19 protein-coding genes and 1 tRNA gene are annotated in these 15,546 nt (G+C 45.5%); 13 read left to right on the top strand and 7 right to left on the bottom strand.

What is annotated here, in order from left to right; genetic code table 11:
• Window positions 1-48 precede the first annotated feature (48 nt).
• Genes DMI82_RS14570 through DMI82_RS14560 form a run of 3 tightly spaced genes read right to left on the bottom strand, consistent with a single transcriptional unit; the run spans window position 49 to window position 3,391 of the window.
• Window positions 49-1,989 carry a V-type ATP synthase subunit I gene (locus DMI82_RS14570; RefSeq protein ID WP_110103701.1) on the bottom strand — a complete coding sequence of 647 codons (1,941 nt, stop codon included), beginning with the start codon at window positions 1,987-1,989 and terminating at the stop codon, window positions 49-51.
• A gap of 18 nt (window positions 1,990-2,007) precedes the next feature.
• Window positions 2,008-3,051, bottom strand: coding sequence for a V0D/AC39 family V-type ATPase subunit (locus tag DMI82_RS14565; RefSeq protein WP_110103700.1), 1,044 nt, complete (start codon window positions 3,049-3,051; stop codon window positions 2,008-2,010).
• 19 nt (window positions 3,052-3,070) lie between these two features.
• Window positions 3,071-3,391 (bottom strand): hypothetical protein, encoded by a 321-nt coding sequence (locus DMI82_RS14560; RefSeq protein ID WP_110103699.1) that lies wholly within the window; start codon window positions 3,389-3,391, stop codon window positions 3,071-3,073.
• A 613-nt stretch (window positions 3,392-4,004) separates the two neighbouring features.
• On the opposite strand from DMI82_RS14560, the gene trmB reads away from it, so the two are divergent.
• The 6 genes from trmB to guaA all read left to right on the top strand — a co-directional run bounded on the left by trmB (window position 4,005) and on the right by guaA (window position 10,410).
• Entirely contained in the window at window positions 4,005-4,661 is a 657-nt protein-coding gene (gene trmB, locus DMI82_RS14555; protein ID WP_110103698.1) for a tRNA (guanosine(46)-N7)-methyltransferase TrmB, read from the top strand.
• A gap of 10 nt (window positions 4,662-4,671) precedes the next feature.
• The gene (locus DMI82_RS14550) at window positions 4,672-6,000 is read left to right on the top strand and encodes an MATE family efflux transporter (protein ID WP_110103697.1); all 1,329 of its coding nucleotides are present in this window, start codon (window positions 4,672-4,674) and stop codon (window positions 5,998-6,000) included.
• Between the two features lie 114 nt (window positions 6,001-6,114).
• Entirely contained in the window at window positions 6,115-6,288 is a 174-nt protein-coding gene (locus tag DMI82_RS19855) for a hypothetical protein (RefSeq protein ID WP_158526479.1), read from the top strand.
• 94 nt (window positions 6,289-6,382) lie between these two features.
• Window positions 6,383-6,455: transfer RNA gene (locus tag DMI82_RS14545), tRNA-Lys, on the top strand.
• Window positions 6,456-7,169: 714 nt separating this feature from the next.
• On the top strand, window positions 7,170-8,732 hold the full coding sequence (locus DMI82_RS14540) for an alanine/glycine:cation symporter family protein (RefSeq protein ID WP_110103696.1): 1,563 nt from the start codon (window positions 7,170-7,172) through the stop codon (window positions 8,730-8,732).
• A gap of 100 nt (window positions 8,733-8,832) precedes the next feature.
• Window positions 8,833-10,410, top strand: a complete 1,578-nt coding sequence (gene guaA / locus DMI82_RS14535; protein WP_110103695.1) for a glutamine-hydrolyzing GMP synthase — start codon at window positions 8,833-8,835, stop codon at window positions 10,408-10,410.
• An 88-nt stretch (window positions 10,411-10,498) separates the two neighbouring features.
• Here the strand turns inward: guaA and DMI82_RS14530 are convergent, their stop codons facing one another.
• The 4 genes from DMI82_RS14530 to DMI82_RS14515 all read right to left on the bottom strand — a co-directional run bounded on the left by DMI82_RS14530 (window position 10,499) and on the right by DMI82_RS14515 (window position 13,324).
• Window positions 10,499-11,614 (bottom strand): site-specific integrase, encoded by a 1,116-nt coding sequence (locus DMI82_RS14530; RefSeq protein ID WP_110103694.1) that lies wholly within the window; start codon window positions 11,612-11,614, stop codon window positions 10,499-10,501.
• Complete coding sequence (locus DMI82_RS14525) at window positions 11,601-11,813, bottom strand: hypothetical protein (RefSeq protein ID WP_110103693.1); 213 nt, start codon at window positions 11,811-11,813, stop codon at window positions 11,601-11,603. Before DMI82_RS14525 ends, DMI82_RS14530 begins: the two co-directional genes overlap by 14 nt.
• Window positions 11,814-11,986: 173 nt before the next feature.
• Window positions 11,987-12,958 carry a hypothetical protein gene (locus DMI82_RS14520; protein ID WP_110103692.1) on the bottom strand — a complete coding sequence of 324 codons (972 nt, stop codon included), beginning with the start codon at window positions 12,956-12,958 and terminating at the stop codon, window positions 11,987-11,989.
• Window positions 12,959-12,967: 9 nt separating this feature from the next.
• Window positions 12,968-13,324, bottom strand: a complete 357-nt coding sequence (locus tag DMI82_RS14515) for a helix-turn-helix domain-containing protein (RefSeq protein WP_227094074.1) — start codon at window positions 13,322-13,324, stop codon at window positions 12,968-12,970.
• 171 nt (window positions 13,325-13,495) lie between these two features.
• Between DMI82_RS14515 and DMI82_RS14510 the strand changes: the two genes are divergently transcribed.
• Genes DMI82_RS14510 through DMI82_RS14480 form a run of 7 tightly spaced genes read left to right on the top strand, consistent with a single transcriptional unit; the run spans window position 13,496 to window position 15,536 of the window.
• Window positions 13,496-13,708, top strand: a complete 213-nt coding sequence (locus DMI82_RS14510) for a helix-turn-helix transcriptional regulator (RefSeq protein ID WP_015525400.1) — start codon at window positions 13,496-13,498, stop codon at window positions 13,706-13,708.
• Window positions 13,709-13,751: 43 nt separating this feature from the next.
• Complete coding sequence (locus DMI82_RS14505) at window positions 13,752-14,252, top strand: hypothetical protein (protein WP_110103690.1); 501 nt, start codon at window positions 13,752-13,754, stop codon at window positions 14,250-14,252.
• Between the two features lie 18 nt (window positions 14,253-14,270).
• Window positions 14,271-14,465, top strand: coding sequence for a hypothetical protein (locus DMI82_RS14500; RefSeq protein WP_015525402.1), 195 nt, complete (start codon window positions 14,271-14,273; stop codon window positions 14,463-14,465).
• On the top strand, window positions 14,465-14,725 hold the full coding sequence (locus DMI82_RS20350; RefSeq protein WP_242981844.1) for a hypothetical protein: 261 nt from the start codon (window positions 14,465-14,467) through the stop codon (window positions 14,723-14,725). The genes DMI82_RS14500 and DMI82_RS20350 overlap by 1 nt, the downstream gene beginning before the upstream one ends.
• Complete coding sequence (locus DMI82_RS14490; RefSeq protein WP_110103688.1) at window positions 14,703-14,981, top strand: hypothetical protein; 279 nt, start codon at window positions 14,703-14,705, stop codon at window positions 14,979-14,981. The genes DMI82_RS20350 and DMI82_RS14490 overlap by 23 nt, the downstream gene beginning before the upstream one ends.
• Window positions 14,982-14,992: 11 nt before the next feature.
• Window positions 14,993-15,325, top strand: coding sequence for a hypothetical protein (locus DMI82_RS14485; RefSeq protein WP_110103687.1), 333 nt, complete (start codon window positions 14,993-14,995; stop codon window positions 15,323-15,325).
• The gene (locus tag DMI82_RS14480) at window positions 15,300-15,536 is read left to right on the top strand and encodes a hypothetical protein (protein WP_146207164.1); all 237 of its coding nucleotides are present in this window, start codon (window positions 15,300-15,302) and stop codon (window positions 15,534-15,536) included. The genes DMI82_RS14485 and DMI82_RS14480 overlap by 26 nt, the downstream gene beginning before the upstream one ends.
• The last annotated feature ends 10 nt before the right edge of the window (window positions 15,537-15,546 follow it).

Here is a 15,546-nt window from a genome sequence, read left to right as displayed (position 1 = left end):
TTCGTTAAATTGAATGCCCGGATCAGAATGCGTTCCGACTCTGGCATTTTATTTGTTTTTTGAGCAGAACGGCTCGAATTTACGTCCGCTGCCTTTGTAGAAACGGCTGAACATTTCGTAATATTCCAGACGGAGTACCTGGATACCTACGATCAGGCCCTCCATAGCGCATACGAAAAGGTTTCCGAGGATAATGACGATCCAGTTCGGACTGCCGTTCTCTGCGCCTGCAAGCATAAGCACAACCTCCATCATAGCTGCGTGGCTGACTGCAAAAGCACCGATACGCACGAAGGAGAGTGTATTGGAAAAGTAGCTCAGGATAACCTCGAACAGTTCAAAGATACCCTGTACGATAAACATGCCTTTTTCTTTTGGCATAACCTCGGCTTTTTTTTCTACCAGGTTTGTAAGAGGCTCCTTGAAGAAAATAAGAAGCAGCGGTAAACCAAACATAATGGCGAGGACTGCACCACCCGGAACAGCATGCCCGGATACAAAAAGTCCGATGCAGAGAACTGCGGAGCCATAAAATACAAGTCCTGCCACAGCGTTGGTGTCAAACCAGGTTTTTTCAACGTCATGCATCTTAAAGGAATTGATGATGTTGAAAACCATACACAGGAGGATGATTCCCATGCCGAAGCCGATGGCAACGATAAATACGGTATTCAGTTTTCCGATAAAAGGTATGGTCGTCATACTGTTCACAGGCCGCAGCCACAGAGCAGGTATGACATCCTCAAATCCAAAGATACTTCCGAACATCAGACCGAAAAATGTGGAAAAGACTCCGGCGCAGCTGATGATTCCGGCAAGATCGATATGCTTTAGTTTGTACAGGAGCAATCCTCCGATAAAAAGCAGGAGTCCCTGTCCTGCATCACCGAACATGGCTCCGAAAATAAAGGAGTAGGTGATGGCGACAAACCAGGTGGGGTCCATCTCGCCATAGGCGGGAAGTCCGTACATTTTTACATACATTTCAAAGGGCTTGAAAAGCTTCGGGTTTTTCAGTTTGGTCGGTGGCTGATGGTTCTGGTCGTGCTCCGGCGTATTGGTATCTTCTCCGTCTACCAGGCAGAAGATTTTTTCGTCGGATGAGATTTCGGCTTGAAAGGCTCTGGTGTCGGCTTCTGTCATCCAGCCGCAGAGAATATAGAAATTTTCATGCTTTCCGGTGCAGGCAGCCGCTTTACGGACATCGAAATTTCTGGAAAACTGAAGAAGGGTGTTTCTGGCGGTAACGATGGTTTCTGCCTGATCCGCAAGAAATCTCTGGTATTTCTGTTTCTGTGCTTCCAGATGCTTCAGAGCATCCTCGTATTGTTTGCTTACGCTTGAAAATGCCTGCTGGGCAGTTCCGGTATAATTATCCGGCACAAAGATCTTCTCAAAGTGCATAGAAGAGTAGGCGGCATCGATTTTGTGCGCTTCATGCTTCGGTACGAAGTAAACGCCCCAGACGTATTGGTCATCTTCGTCGCATTTAAGGAAGATCGTGTTCAGATTGTCGTAAATATATTTCTTGAATTTCTCATAATACTGTTTCTCGATACGTCCGAAATGAAAATGGATATACTTCAGATGAAGTATGGATGAAATATCATAATCAATATTTCGGAAGGGACGTATGATCCGCAGTGACTCTTCCAGAGAGGAACATTTTTCTTCCAGTTCGGACTGTTCCTTCTGGAGCTGATCCGCCTGGGAGCGGATCTCCTTTACTGTGGAAAGTGCTGTTTCAATACCCGGGCTTCTGTTGGAAGTGGACGGAGGAGTTTTCAGCTCCTCATAAATGGTATTGATGGAATTTAAGGCATCTCTGTAAGGGTTGACATCCAGGAAAGGCGTCAGACTTTCTACTGTGGTCAGCTCTGAGAGAGCGTTTTCCAGATGGATCTCGTACTTGCACAGGTAGGTGTTTACAACCCGGTCGATATCTGCCTTGGGACCGGTGATGCTCAGAAAATTCATTTTTTCAATCACGTTGCTACCTCCTGGTTATTAACCGTTGCGTATATAACGCAGGGATTGTTCTGGGTCCACGCCATAGCGCACGCATTCAAGGGCAATGGTCAGACGGTTGACTTCATGTTCTTTGTGATATAAATAGGAATAGATGACTGCTACGGAATAGGGATCCTTGCGTGCTTCCTGTTCCAGTATGCTACGAAGAATATAGTTATAAAATTCTTCCAGACTGGCGACGGTCAGCTGTTCGTATTTTTTACCATAATAAGTTCCATTGAAGATACGACGGAACTCTTCTGGTGTAGGGGCCTCCACAAGGGTGGTGATCTCCTCTTTGCGGAGCTTGTAGTTCATGGGGACCAGCAGTGCGTAAATAGCAGCCGGTTCCATCTGAAAGCAGCGTTTGGAGCGCTGGATGAACTGCAGGTTTAGCATATCGAATTTTTCACCGTAAGCCCTGGTGATCTGTTTCAGATCGTTACCTTTGAAAAGCTTCTTCCGCACATTCCAGATCTGTGAAAAATACGAAAGGTCAAGTGCCATGCCGAAGTCAAAAAGCGTGGCATTTCCACGTTCATTGACCTGAGACAGCGGAATAAAAAAATCATTTCCCTTCAGTGCCGCAATGAATTCATCCATATTGGTGCAGGCGGCAAGCCTGTCAATGTCCAGCTTGGAATGATGTCTGAAAAAATCGCGGTAGGGAGAAATATCCACGGGATCGGTGTCCCGGTGGTCAAAGAGATTCGTCATGATTTCTTTCAGGACGCGGATCTCATAACGCCTCGAGTAAAGCGACAGGAACGTTTGCTGTTCCTGATTTGCAAAGTGGTAAAGCCTTGAAAAATTCAGGAAGATGGATTTCTTCAGGAGTTTTTCTATCTGTCCGCGGTGAAGATCATTTTCATCGAGACCGGACCAGACATTCTGATATTCAGGAGTCCGTTTCAGGTAGGCTGTTACCTGGGGGACATTGGGAAGCTGAACGATTTCTTCCAGCTGCTCATCTGTCACAAGCCTGCTCTGCATGGCGCGGATCTTGGTGGAGAGTCCGCTGTATGAGAGGACAGAGCCCATTGAATCACTTCCTTTCCCTTCAGGTTTCGGTGATGCCTGTTATTTTCTGAAACAGCTCACTGCAAAGACTTTCGTGATGGGCTTCGTAATAGGCGTCCAGCCTGGAAAGCTGGTTTTCGGTTTCTGCACGAAGCTCATTGATCCGGGCGTCTTTCTCACGGGCCAGATCTTCACGGATCTTCTGGATCTCGTCGCTGGTTTCTTTTTCAAGTGAAGCGTCGAATTCCTTCGTCTGTTTTTCTGCTTCTTCCGAGAGAGCCTGTTTCTGTCGCGCAGCGTCCTGCATGATGGCATTGGCTGTAGCTTCGATTTCCGAAAGCTTATTTAGGATTTGTTCCATAGCGCCCTCCTTGTTTGTTTATAGTTTATAATTGATTTTTATATGATACACCTTTTTTATGGTAAAAACAACTAAAAAATTGTTAAATTTTTTGCAATTATTGAATAAATATGTTCAAAAAGAGACGAAAAAAAGAAATTTGTTTATTAGACGATGATTGAGTTTTGGGAAAAAATGAAAACCGCAAAGGGGCCGTAAAGCCACGGCCCCTCTGCACACCCCTCGGGCTTTTTTTAGGAGTTCTTGGTTGTGGCGGTGTGAGGTTGTTGACTTGTGTATGTATGCTGCGGTGTTGGATGTGTGAGGTTGAGCCGATGTATGTGGATGCGGACGGCGAGGCGCGTTGCTGTCGCCTGGTTGAGAGGGTTTGAGTGGATGCGGATGGTGTTGGAAGTGGACGGCGAGGCGCGTTGCTGTCGCCTGGTTGGTTGGGTTTGAGAGGATGCGGTGGTGTTGGGGTGGACGGCGAGGCGTTTTTGTTGTTGCTTGGTTGAGGATTTTTTTTATTTTTTGCTTGCGGCGGGGTGGGGGTTACATGTATAGTTGAGTATTGGAATGTTGTTTGATAAGAATCATTGAGACATTATTATGGAAAGATTATTGGAGGTTATTTATGAGATTACGAAATATTCCGGGTGCTAAGGATGCTATTTTGGATTGTGAGTGGGTAATTGATGAGCCGGAGAGGTTTAAAGGAAAGTGGAATGAGGTTTTTGGAGTGAAGAGACCGCTTTTTCTGGAAGTTGGTATGGGGAAGGGGCGTTTTCTGATGGATATGGCAAGACTTCATCCGGAGAGAAATTTTGTGGGAATTGAGATGTATGACAGTGTGCTTCTTCGGGCGCTGCAGAAGAGAGAGGAACTGGAAGCGGCAGGAGAGGAGTTTTCCAATCTTGTTTTTATCAGGGTGGATGCAAGATTGCTGCCGGAGATTTTTGAGAAGGATGAGGTTGATGGGATCTATCTGAATTTTTCGGATCCGTGGCCGAAGGCGCGTCATGCAAAGAGAAGACTTACGTCCAAGGAATTTCTGGCAAGATATGAGAAGATTTTGAAAAAAGAAGGAACTGTAGAGTTTAAGACAGATAACCGTGGTCTGTTTGAGTTTTCCCTGGAAGAGGTTAGGGATTCCGATTGGAATCTGGAGGTGTGTACCTTTGATCTTCATCATGATGAGGAGCTGGTGAAGGGAAATGTCATGACGGAATATGAGGAGAAGTTTTCTTCTATGGGAAATCCGATCTGTAAAATGGTGATCAGACAGAAATAGAGGGAATAAGATGCAGGAAGAAATTTTTGAAAAGTATCCTATACCAAAGGCATATTTTAAGCTGGCACTTCCGGTTGTGTTCAGTATGGTTATCTCGCTTGTTTATAATATGGTAGATACGTATTTTATCGCAGGAACCGGCAATACGGATCTGGTGGCGGGGGTTGCCCTTGGATCACCGATCTTTACCCTGATGATCGCGTTGGGAGATATTTTCGGACTTGGCGGCAGTTCTTTTATTTCCAGGCTTTTTGGAGAAAAAAGATACGAGGACGCAAAGCGGATCAGCGTATTCAGCTTTTATGGCGCGATCGTCAGCGGTGTTGCAGTTGCGGCTGTACTGATGATCTTCAGAAGTCTGGTATTGGGACTTCTGGGTGCAAGCGAGGCCACCTGGGAGTATGCGTCACAGTATTATACCTGTATTGCACTGGGTGCGCCGTTTATCATTGTTGCGCTGACACCGTCCAATCAGTTACGAACAGAAGGATTTGCGACGGCTTCGATGGTTGGTTCTGTACTTGGCGCAGTTGTAAACATTATTCTGGATCCGATCATGATCTTTGTACTGGGCTGGGGTGCGGCCGGCGCAGCTACAGCGACCGTGATCGGAAATGTTTGTACCGATATTTTCTTTGTATGGTTTCTTATTAAAAAGAGCAAAAATCTTTCTGTGGATCCCAGGGGATTTCACATTTCCAGGTCGGAGATCGGAGCGGTTTTTGCCATTGGTATTCCGGCTTCTGTTACTAATCTGATGCAGAGCATCGGAATTGCGCTGACAAACCGCGCGTTGCTGGGATTTGGTGACGATAAGGTTGCAGCTATGGGAATCGTTATGAAAATTAATATGATCGCTGCGTTGGTCCTGGTTGGTTTTGCCTTTGGTGGACAGCCGCTGACCGGATACAATTACGGCGCGAGAAACCGCACAAGGTTGAAAGCAACTTTGAAGTTTGCATATCTTCTTGAGGGAGGAATGGCGCTTGTACTGATGGCGGTACTTGGATTTTTTGCCCCGCAGATGGTAAAGATCTTTATGAGCGATCTTTCCGTTGTGGAAAATGGCGCGCTGATGCTTCGGCTGCAGCTGGCGGGAATGTTGTGTATGGGAATCGTGCTGATCAGCACCTGTACGTTTCAGTCTGCAGGACAGGCTATGGGAGCTTTTCTGTTATCAGTGAGCAGACAGGGAGTGGTCTTTGCGGTTGTACTGATGATCGCTCTTAAGGTGGCAGGGTATCATGGCGTTCTGGCTTCTCAGGCAATCTCGGATTTCCTTACGGCAGTGCTGGCGGTGGTGCTGGTATGGCGCTGGTGGAAAAAAGTGGATTTCTAAGAGTCCGCTTTAAATACTTTGCGCAAATATCAGGAAACAGATCAGGATATTTTCATATAATAAAATATCCGTGATGTTGGAAAGGTATTTGTGCAAAGCAGGAGGCCATAAGTTTTGAAAAAAAGAAAATTCAGATCCATGCAGCAGAATCTCCATACGGTAAGCCGCAGCATTAACAGCCAGGCTGCCCATATCAGAAATTCGTTGTCGGAAATGGAAAAAATGCTGGATAAAATTGCATCAAATGAAGATATAAAAAATAAAAAAGAAAAAAATAAAAAAAATTAAAAAAAGGTGTTGACTTTCCTCAAATCATAACGTATAATACAACATGTCTTGAGGAACGAACGAAACAAAAAACGAAAGACAAACAATTAAATAAGCGTCTTTAGCTCAGTTGGTAGAGCACCTGACTCTTAATCAGGGTGTCCAGGGTTCGAACCCCTGAAGACGCACTAAAGGCACTGTTTTTGCAGATATGGAGCTGCGGGGACGGTGTTTTTTCGTTGCGTTTATGTGGGGGTTAAGGTGGGATATCCGGGTGTTTGATTCAGATATTATAGATCAGATGTTTTTTTAGGAAAAGTACCTCAGATAAAAAGGAGGGCCGGGTCTTGGAAGGGACCCGGCAGAGTATGAAAAGAAAAATAAGTAATGATCTATAAGATGAAAAAGCTTTGTGCTTTATTTGATTAATAATATACCGTCAAAATGTGATGGAACTGTGAGAAGCGTTTTAAAAATTTGTGAGGAAAGTCTAAATATCTTATAAAGTCTGATAAACTGCGAAGAAGTTATTCGGTGTAGAGCCGCGTAGCGAAGCGGATTGCGAATATCCGCTTGACTCGAATCAAGTAAGTCCCCTGCGGGGGGCGAAAAGCAATAGCAGTCGGTGGGGCTTGTAAGAATAGAAAATTCTGAAATTTGTACAAAAATAGTGAAAATAAATAAGACTTTTTTAAGCCGATACGGTATAATAAACCATAGCATAAAAATCCGGAGGGGAAATGAACGAGTATGGATGTGGTACACATGTTATATGAACAGGTGCGGAAATTTTTCTGAGGGGTATAAATGAATATATCTATATTTTATATTCAGCGGAAAATGTAATATCCGGAAAAATGGTTCAATTCTGAGGTATTCAGATGAAAAGGGAGGAGATGGCTATGGAGAGAGTATTTGAGGCGATCAATGGAGTGTTCAGCTTTATCGGTCCACTGTCTGATTTTCTGTGGGAGTTCCCCACGAATTTTGACTGGTACAGCAGTATTCCGATTCTGGGAAATATATCCTTTGCGATCATACTACTTCTTGGGTCCGGGATTTTTTTCAGTTTCAGGATCGGTTTTATGCAAGTGACTTACTTTAAAAAAGGAATCAGGACCATGACGGAGAAACGTGTTGTGGAAACAGGAATTTCGCCGCTTGCATCGTTTTTTCTGAGTTCAGCTATGCGTGTAGGCCCGGGAAATATCCTGGGCGTAACAGGTGCTATTGCAGTGGGTGGCCCGGGGGCCCTGTTCTGGATGTGGATATCTGCGTTTTTCGGGATGGCAGTTGCATACATGGAAGGTGTCCTTGCTCAGATTTTCAAGGAGAAGAAGGACGATGAGTTTGTAGGAGGTCTTCCTTTTTATGGGAGAAAGCTTCTTGGAAATAAGGTATGGATCGGTGTTTTTCTTTCGGTATTGTATATTTTGTATGCGCTTTGCTGTCTGCCGGCACAGGGCTTTAACGTTGTTTCATCAGTAGGACGCATGGCAGAGATCGTAACCGGAAAAACCATCCCAAGCGGATCAGCCTTCTATTATATAGTAGGTACGCTGATCGTAATTCTCACAGCAGCTATCGCATTTGGCGGAATCAAAAAAGTATCCAGATGGACAGATATGATGGTGCCGGTGATGGCAGTGCTCTATATGGTAGTAGTGTTACTTCTTATCATATTGAATTTTACCCGTATTCCGTATTTCTTCGGAAGCGTGTTTGCAGGAGCCTTTAAGCCGAATGCATTTTTTGGAGGTGTTTTTGGAACAGTTCTTGCACAGGGCGTAAAACGAGGTTTGATGTCCAATGAAGCTGGTCAGGGAACGATCACCATGTCAGCGGCAGCAGCTGACGCAAAGCATCCATGCGAGCAGGGCGTGATCGCTTCTCTGGGAGTTTTTCTTGATACCATCGTGATCTGTACACTTACCGGATTTGTGGTAGTTATGGCACATTGCTGGACGGGAGCAGATGCGGAAAGCTGGCAGGCTCTTGACAAACTTCCCAAATATACGGAGTCCATTGCTGTGCTGACTCCGGGAACTGCAATGAACGGGATCGTTACATTTCTTGTAACCTTATGTTTCTGCCTGTTTGCATTTACCTGTCTGCTTGGAATGATCAGCTTTTCGGAAATCGCAGCCAACCGTATCCGCAAGGATAAGATCTGTATTAATTTTGTACGCTGTATCGGTCTTTTTGTTGCCGCATTTGGTATTCTCTGTAATATCGCAGGACTGGAGCTTGGAAATCTCTGGGCATTTTCTGATCTTGGAAATATTCTGATCGTATTTTTCAACGTACCGATCGTTTATGTCGGTGCGAAATATGTTTTCCGGGCGACCAGACATTATAAGAAGAATGACGGTACTCCGTTTACATCGGAGATAATTGGAAGAAATGACTGCGCTTACTGGGATGAGCAGGCAAAAAAAGCAGTGAAAAATTTTTCCGGAAAATAAAAAGTCCGTCGGGAGATAAAATTAGCATTGTAAAAGTGCATGTACTCATTTATAATGAGTAACAGATTCTAAAGATGTTATAAATAACAGGAGGAAAGCCTTGAAAAGAGAATTAGTTATTGTCATTGATTTTGGCGGTCAGTACAATCAGCTGGTTGCAAGACGTGTCAGAGAATGTAATGTATATTGCGAAATTTATTCTTACAAGACAGATCTTGAGAAGATTAAAGCGATGAATCCTAAGGGAATCATCCTTACCGGCGGACCAAACAGCTGCTATGAGGCAGATTCACCGACTTACCAGAAGGAATTATTTGAGCTTGGTATTCCGGTACTTGGACTTTGCTATGGAGCACAGCTCATGATGCATGTCCTTGGCGGAAAAGTTGAGAAGGCAGATGTCAGCGAATACGGTAAGACAGAGCTTCTCATCGATAAGAAAGATTCCAGGATCTTCAAAAATGTATCCGACAAAACAATCTGCTGGATGAGCCATACAGACTATATTTCCCAGACTGCACCGGGATTTGAGATCGTTGCACATACTGCAGACTGTCCGGTAGCAACTGCACAGAACGAAGAGAAGAAACTGTATGCGATCCAGTTCCATCCGGAAGTACTGCACACAGTAGAAGGAAAGACAATGTTGTCCAACTTCGTACTTGGTGTCTGCGAATGTGCCGGAGACTGGAAGATGGATGCCTTTGTTGAACACACGATCAAAGAAATCCGCGAGAAAGTCGGTGATGGAAAAGTTCTCCTTGCCCTGTCAGGTGGTGTAGATTCCTCCGTAGCAGCAGGACTTCTTTCCAGAGCGATTGGCAAGCAGCTTACCTGCGTATTTGTAGATCATGGTCTTCTTCGCAAGGATGAAGGTGATGAGGTTGAAGGTGTATTCGGACCGAATGGTCAGTTTGACCTGAACTTTATCCGCGTGAATGCACAGCAGAGATATTACGACAAGCTTGCCGGTGTTACAGAGCCTGAAGCGAAGCGTAAGATCATCGGTGAGGAATTTATCCGTATCTTCGAGGAGGAAGCCAAGAAGATCGGTGCTGTAGATTTCCTTGCACAGGGAACCATTTATCCGGACGTTGTAGAGAGCGGTCTCGGCGGAGAATCCGCAGTGATCAAATCCCACCATAACGTAGGAGGCCTTCCGGATTTCGTTGATTTCAAAGAAATCATTGAGCCGCTTCGTGACCTGTTTAAAGATGAGGTCCGTAAAGCCGGCCTTGAGCTTGGAATTCCGGAAAGACTGGTATTCCGTCAGCCATTCCCGGGCCCGGGACTTGGAATCCGTATCATCGGTGAAGTCACCGAAGAAAAAGTACGCATCGTACAGGATGCAGACTACATCTACCGTGAAGAAGTCGACAATGCAGCCGCCGACTACAAAAAAGAACACGGAGAAGATCCGTCCTGGATGCCGAACCAGTACTTTGCAGCCCTTACAAATATGCGAAGCGTAGGTGTAATGGGAGACTTCAGAACATACGATTATGCAGTGGCGCTCCGCGCCGTTAAGACCATTGACTTCATGACTGCGGAGTCTGCTGAGATTCCTTATGCAGTACTTAATAAGGTGATGAACCGCATTATTAATGAGGTTAAGGGCGTAAACCGCGTATTCTACGATCTTACAAGTAAGCCGCCTGGAACGATTGAGTTTGAATAATTGCAAAAAGCCTGGAAACCCTTGTAAATACTGGGATTCCGGGCTTTTATTTTGTTCAAGTGTACCAGAAGTGTACCACATTCCAAAATTATAGGCTTTTTTGTGCATTTTGCCATGCTGCCGGAGACAGATCAGCGGCAGCACTGTCCTGAAGCTGTTGGGCCACATTGCCATGCACATCCGGGTACAGATGGCCATACAGCTCCAGGGTGGTTTGCACCTTTTCATGGCCAAGACGTTCCGACACGGCCAGGATAGGAAAGCCCATGTGAATGAGCAGACTGGCGTGAGAGTGGCGGAAATCATGCACACGAATTTTCTTGACGCCGGATTTTTTGCAGCCTGCACGCAGCTGAGAGTTTACCCAGCTTTTTGTAAACGGAAACAGCCGATCTGCTGGGTCGTAGTCCAGGAGCCTGTCAGCATAGTCCTGAACAATAGCACAGAGGAAATCCGGCAGAGTAATATCGCGCTTGCTTTTTGGCGTTTTTGGCTCGTAAATGACTTCCTGGCCATTGGCCACTGCAAAGTTTTTGGTAATATGCAGCACCTTGTTTGAGAAGTCAAAATCCGACAGGCTGAGCGCCAACAATTCCCCTTCCCGGATTCCGGTATAAAACAGGACATTAAAAGCACAGTATGGCGTTGGCTTGTCTATGGCCTGAATGAAAGTTTTGAACTCGTCCTCGGTCCAGAACAGCATTGTATCCGCTTTTGATTTTCCCATGCTGCCAGCAACCGCCGCCGGGCTGCCTGGGAGGCCGTAGTATTTGACGGCATAGTTAAGAATGGCAGCAACCTGGTTGTTGATAGTTTTGAGGTATGTCTTTGAGTACGGTTTACCATTTGGCTGTCGTAGCTCCATGAGCGCGCTTTGCCAGTTGCGGATCATGAGCGGCGTGATCTGGTTTATTGGCGTGCTGCCGAAATAGGGCAGCAGTTTTTTTGTAATGAGGTGCTGCTTATTTTCCCAGGTTGTGGCACGCAGCCTGGCTTTACAATCCGCCATATACAGCTCTACCAGGGACGCGAACGACATATCGCAGGAGGCAGCAGCCTTTGTGAGAAATTCGCGCTCCCATTCCTGGGCCTCCCGTTTTGTTGGGAAGCCTGTTTTTTTCTTTTGTACCCTTTTACCGGTCCAGTTGGTGTACCTGAATTTGCTGTACCACTTGCCGGTTTTGGGATCTTTAGCCACTGACATTTTCGGACTCCTCCGGGATGCGGTTGGCTATGACCGTTTCAAATTCCCGTAAATATTTAATATAGGCACCATAATAAGCATAGCCGGAAGCTGAGGCCGGTACAGCGCCGCTTTTAATGAGCTTTGCGACGGCCAGATCATGCGCCAGCTGATCCGGAGCAACCGGAAAGGTGCCCGTAAGCATTTCTAAATTTTCCATACAAACCTCCCATGAATGAAATTAAAACACAGTGCAAGCACTGTGCAAGTACAAGAAAAGCCCGGCTGAATCCTGAATCCTGATTCCATATTCCTGATTCTAAAACATATATGGTCGTTGCTGAGCAACAGACCGGTGGCCGTAAGCAATTCCGTTTTTTGATTTGTACCCCGTTATTTTGAAGATGATTTAAGCCCGCCGTAAAAAGATGGGCTACCGCAGCTATTTTTTGTAGTTTGCCAAGAAGTACCAGATTTTTCTGAGCACCAGTCCCATAAAGTGGTAGAACTTTGAGAATCCAGGTATTGAACAGAAACTTTTTCGTATGGCATAGCCAAAGGATCGTTATTGCATAGCTGATTAAAAACGTCCAATGCTGAGTTTAATTCCTGAACAGCAGAAGCCCCACATTTTTGCGTATCTTGCGTAGGAACTTGCACAGATATTGCGCTGTCGTTCACGGTGTAACCAGTGCCATACGGAAAACAACCTATAGTCCACAAGTAACCGGCACGGTATTCAGTAGGCAGTGTGTAGCCGGGTGTACCATATTCCTGAGCCATTTCGTACAGCTTTTTTTCTTGCACTATTGATAAATCACGAGCACCAAGGATATCCGTATAAAACTGTTCGAATAATTTAGAAAGCTCCTGATCCTGAATAACATTTATATGGGTGGCGTTAAATGAGGTTAAGCCAGAAAATCCAGAGATGCCAATGTTTGCAAGATTGTCGCCAGACATAAAAGTAAATGACATGCTTGAATATGAATCCCATATGTCAGAAATTTGAACTACATGCAGCAAGTCCCAGAAAAAGCGACGAATATCGGCATTGCTTTCGCTGGAAGCTATATCCCGTGTGACATATAAGCAGCTATCAGATTCCTGCAAGGTAAGATCCTGATCCAGTGATGTGACAGAGTCATAAACAGAACCAGAGGAAATAGATACTAGATTTTGCTCTGTTGCAGATAGATCTTCTTGTGAACCGGCGGAGGAATGAGGAACTTCTGTTTGCTGTTGCGCTTCTGATGCTAAACTAGATTGCACGCCAGAGCAGCTAGAACATGAGAGAACAAGGACACCAGACAGAAAAAGTGCTGTTATTTTATGGGGGGGGGTAAACAAATGTTTGCTTTTCATAAAAACCTCCTATTTTTTATTTTTGTCTGCCGCTTCTGCTTTTTGCAGAATTTTGGCATAGTCCGCAATACGAGCTTGATTTTCCGGAGAGAGTTCCGCCCAGTTGGATATCATTTCCATATCCCCGCGACTGAGCAGATCGATTATTTTTGGAACCTCAAAGGAAGTGCCCTCGTAAGTGCGGTATTTTGTGCGACCTAAGATGTAGTCAGTAGAAACCCCAAAGATATCCGCCAGCTGAACAAGTAGATCGCCGGATAGCTGCAAGGAGCCGTTTTCATATTTGGAAATTGCTGAATCTTTTACTTTAAGGCGCTGACCTAATTCAGCCTGAGTCCAACCGCGCTCTTGTCGTAATACTTTGATGTTATTGATAGTAGACCCCTCCTTTCTGGTTGGATTATATCACTTTCCACCGTGGAAAGTAACCACATTAATATTTTTTTCTAAAATAGAAAATTATCTATTGACATTTTCTAAAACAGAAGATATATTATAACCATAAAGTTTCCAAAATGGAAGAAAGGAGTGAAACAGATGTACGAAGATTTACGCAAGATACGAACCGAACGCGGTATCCGTTTAAAGGAATGTGCCGACGTTATAGGCGTTCAGGAGGCTTGCTACTGTAAAAAGGAACTCGGCGACCTTAAATTTTCCTTAGAGGAAGCAAAGGCGCTGGCAGATTTTTTTAAACTGCCGGTCGAAGTGCTTTTTTTTAAAGAAAAATCTTCCAAAATGGAAAGATAGGTTATTTTACAATTATATTTTGCCACATGGAGGAAAAAAATAAATGCAAAGCCGAGTAACAAAAGCGGCGGGCAACAGGTACTGCCAGGCACGACTGAAAGCGGCCAAGTACAACGAAAAGCTCTTGACGAGAGCCGGAGCTGTTGACTACTTGCCAGGGGTTACAGAGGACAGCCTGAAAAAGTACGAGCTGGACATAACAAAAACCCCAAACACGGTTGTGGCACTTATGGCTGACGCATACGCGGAGCCGGAATTGAGAGCCTGGTATTGTGCTAATGAGTGCCCGTTAGGAAAAGACAGAATCGCAGAGATCAGCGACATGCCGCCAGAAAGATGCGTGCTCCGAATGAGGAGACACATGGACGACATGCAAGACGCCCTCACAGAATTTGCAGAGATCGTTGAGGACGGGGTAATAACACCGGAGGAGCTTGAAATGGTACCGGAAATAAAAAGACGGTTTACAGAAGCCCGGCAAAAGGTTGATGAAATGCTGGCCGCCATAGAAAAGATTGAAGCCCGCAAAGGGTATCCGGATTGAGAAAAGAGGTGCAGGAGCATGGGAAGAACGGCAGCAGCTACAAAAGAACCACCTAAGTTTTTGAGAGTGGCAGACGTGGCAGCCATGCTGGATATATCAGAAAGCCACGCATACAAGATTATGCGACAGCTAAATAAAGAGCTGGAAGCAAAAGGCAAGATTGTAACAGCCGGCCGAGTATCCAGGAGATACCTGGAAGAAAGGATGTATTGATGGCAGATAACACATGGAAGTTTTTAGAGCACCAGGAAAGCAACCCGGAAGCATTGAAGCAGGCAGTTGATACCCTGATCGGGTACACAAAGAAAAAGGGATTTGCAGGAGCTGAAAACGCACAGCTGGACAGCCTGGAACTTGTAAAACATGTCATTATATGCGAGGCCGCGGCGCTGGTATTAAGCGACGACTGGCAGGCATTTATGAAATACAGAAAAGCAGGAGGCAAGGAAGATGGAGAAAACAAACGTAATTAAGCTCAAATATTTAAGAGCCGGACAGCCATCCGGAAGAGAGTACACATTTTACACACCGGCACCGGTTGAGGTTGGCGACATTGTGGATATTGCAGTGGTAAGCCCGGACAACACAAGCCAGGGAATGGTCACAGCGGTAAACGTACCATTGGAAGAGATTGAGGCATTTAAGGACAGAGCCAAGACGATCATCGGAAAGGCAGCACAGAGAACAGAAGCCGAGGAACCGGAGCAGAAAACGCTGCTGGACGTATAAGGAGGAACAACATGACAAGAAAGACAGTAATGCACAGAGAAACAGAGGTCTTTGTAGTTGAGGAAAAGCTGGCACCGAGAAAGGAAGCCATCAAGCGCCGCGTAAAGCTGGAAAGATGTATTGCGGCAGGCATTAACCTGGGAGCAATGATCCTGACCGGGGGCGCGCTGGTAAAGATCGGGCTTATGGTGTTTGCAGTGATGGACAGCAGAACCGGAGGCCTGGGCGGCGAGGTTTTAGTATTTCCAGCACTGGCAATGATGTTTTTATGGGGCCGTGAAATTGGCCTGAGAGAAGCAAGACAGGAGGCAGAAGCTATTGAGGACAATGGAGGAGAGTATTGAGCAGAAAGCGCAGGAACGCGCAGACAGAAAGTTGCAGTACATAATAGGCAGATACGGGGATGCGAACGGAGAACGCCGCAAACCATATTACAGAGAGCAGCTGATCCAGGAGGCAAAGGCAGCGTTGAGCTGGGAAATTTTTAGCCTTGCTTTTATGGAATTGTGCAAAGAAAATGCCCCGGTGACACCGACCAAAGCGTCCGAGGCATGAAACCCGCAGT

The sequence above is a fragment of the Blautia sp. BCRC 81119 genome, from assembly GCF_003184505.1.
GTDB lineage: Bacteria > Bacillota > Clostridia > Lachnospirales > Lachnospiraceae > Blautia_A > Blautia_A fusiformis.
The sequence above is the reverse complement of the archived record's forward strand: the minus strand, read 5'-3'. Positions and strand labels throughout refer to the sequence as shown.

Bases quoted from the DNA above. Each gene is read 5' to 3' on its own strand.
- DMI82_RS20350 (WP_242981844.1), top strand. From the start codon at position 14,465: ATGGCAGATAACACATGGAAGTTTTTAGAGCACCAGGAAAGCAACCCG.
- DMI82_RS14490 (WP_110103688.1), top strand. From the start codon at position 14,703: ATGGAGAAAACAAACGTAATTAAGCTCAAATATTTAAGAGCCGGACAG.
- DMI82_RS14565 (WP_110103700.1), bottom strand. From the start codon at position 3,051: ATGGGCTCTGTCCTCTCATACAGCGGACTCTCCACCAAGATCCGCGCC.
- trmB (WP_110103698.1), top strand. From the start codon at position 4,005: ATGAGATTACGAAATATTCCGGGTGCTAAGGATGCTATTTTGGATTGT.
- DMI82_RS14540 (WP_110103696.1), top strand. From the start codon at position 7,170: ATGGAGAGAGTATTTGAGGCGATCAATGGAGTGTTCAGCTTTATCGGT.
- DMI82_RS14505 (WP_110103690.1), top strand. From the start codon at position 13,752: ATGCAAAGCCGAGTAACAAAAGCGGCGGGCAACAGGTACTGCCAGGCA.
- DMI82_RS14500 (WP_015525402.1), top strand. From the start codon at position 14,271: ATGGGAAGAACGGCAGCAGCTACAAAAGAACCACCTAAGTTTTTGAGA.
- DMI82_RS14520 (WP_110103692.1), bottom strand. From the start codon at position 12,958: ATGAAAAGCAAACATTTGTTTACCCCCCCCCATAAAATAACAGCACTT.
- DMI82_RS14525 (WP_110103693.1), bottom strand. From the start codon at position 11,813: ATGGAAAATTTAGAAATGCTTACGGGCACCTTTCCGGTTGCTCCGGAT.
- DMI82_RS14510 (WP_015525400.1), top strand. From the start codon at position 13,496: ATGTACGAAGATTTACGCAAGATACGAACCGAACGCGGTATCCGTTTA.
- DMI82_RS14560 (WP_110103699.1), bottom strand. From the start codon at position 3,391: ATGGAACAAATCCTAAATAAGCTTTCGGAAATCGAAGCTACAGCCAAT.
- DMI82_RS14530 (WP_110103694.1), bottom strand. From the start codon at position 11,614: ATGTCAGTGGCTAAAGATCCCAAAACCGGCAAGTGGTACAGCAAATTC.
- DMI82_RS14550 (WP_110103697.1), top strand. From the start codon at position 4,672: ATGCAGGAAGAAATTTTTGAAAAGTATCCTATACCAAAGGCATATTTT.
- DMI82_RS14485 (WP_110103687.1), top strand. From the start codon at position 14,993: ATGACAAGAAAGACAGTAATGCACAGAGAAACAGAGGTCTTTGTAGTT.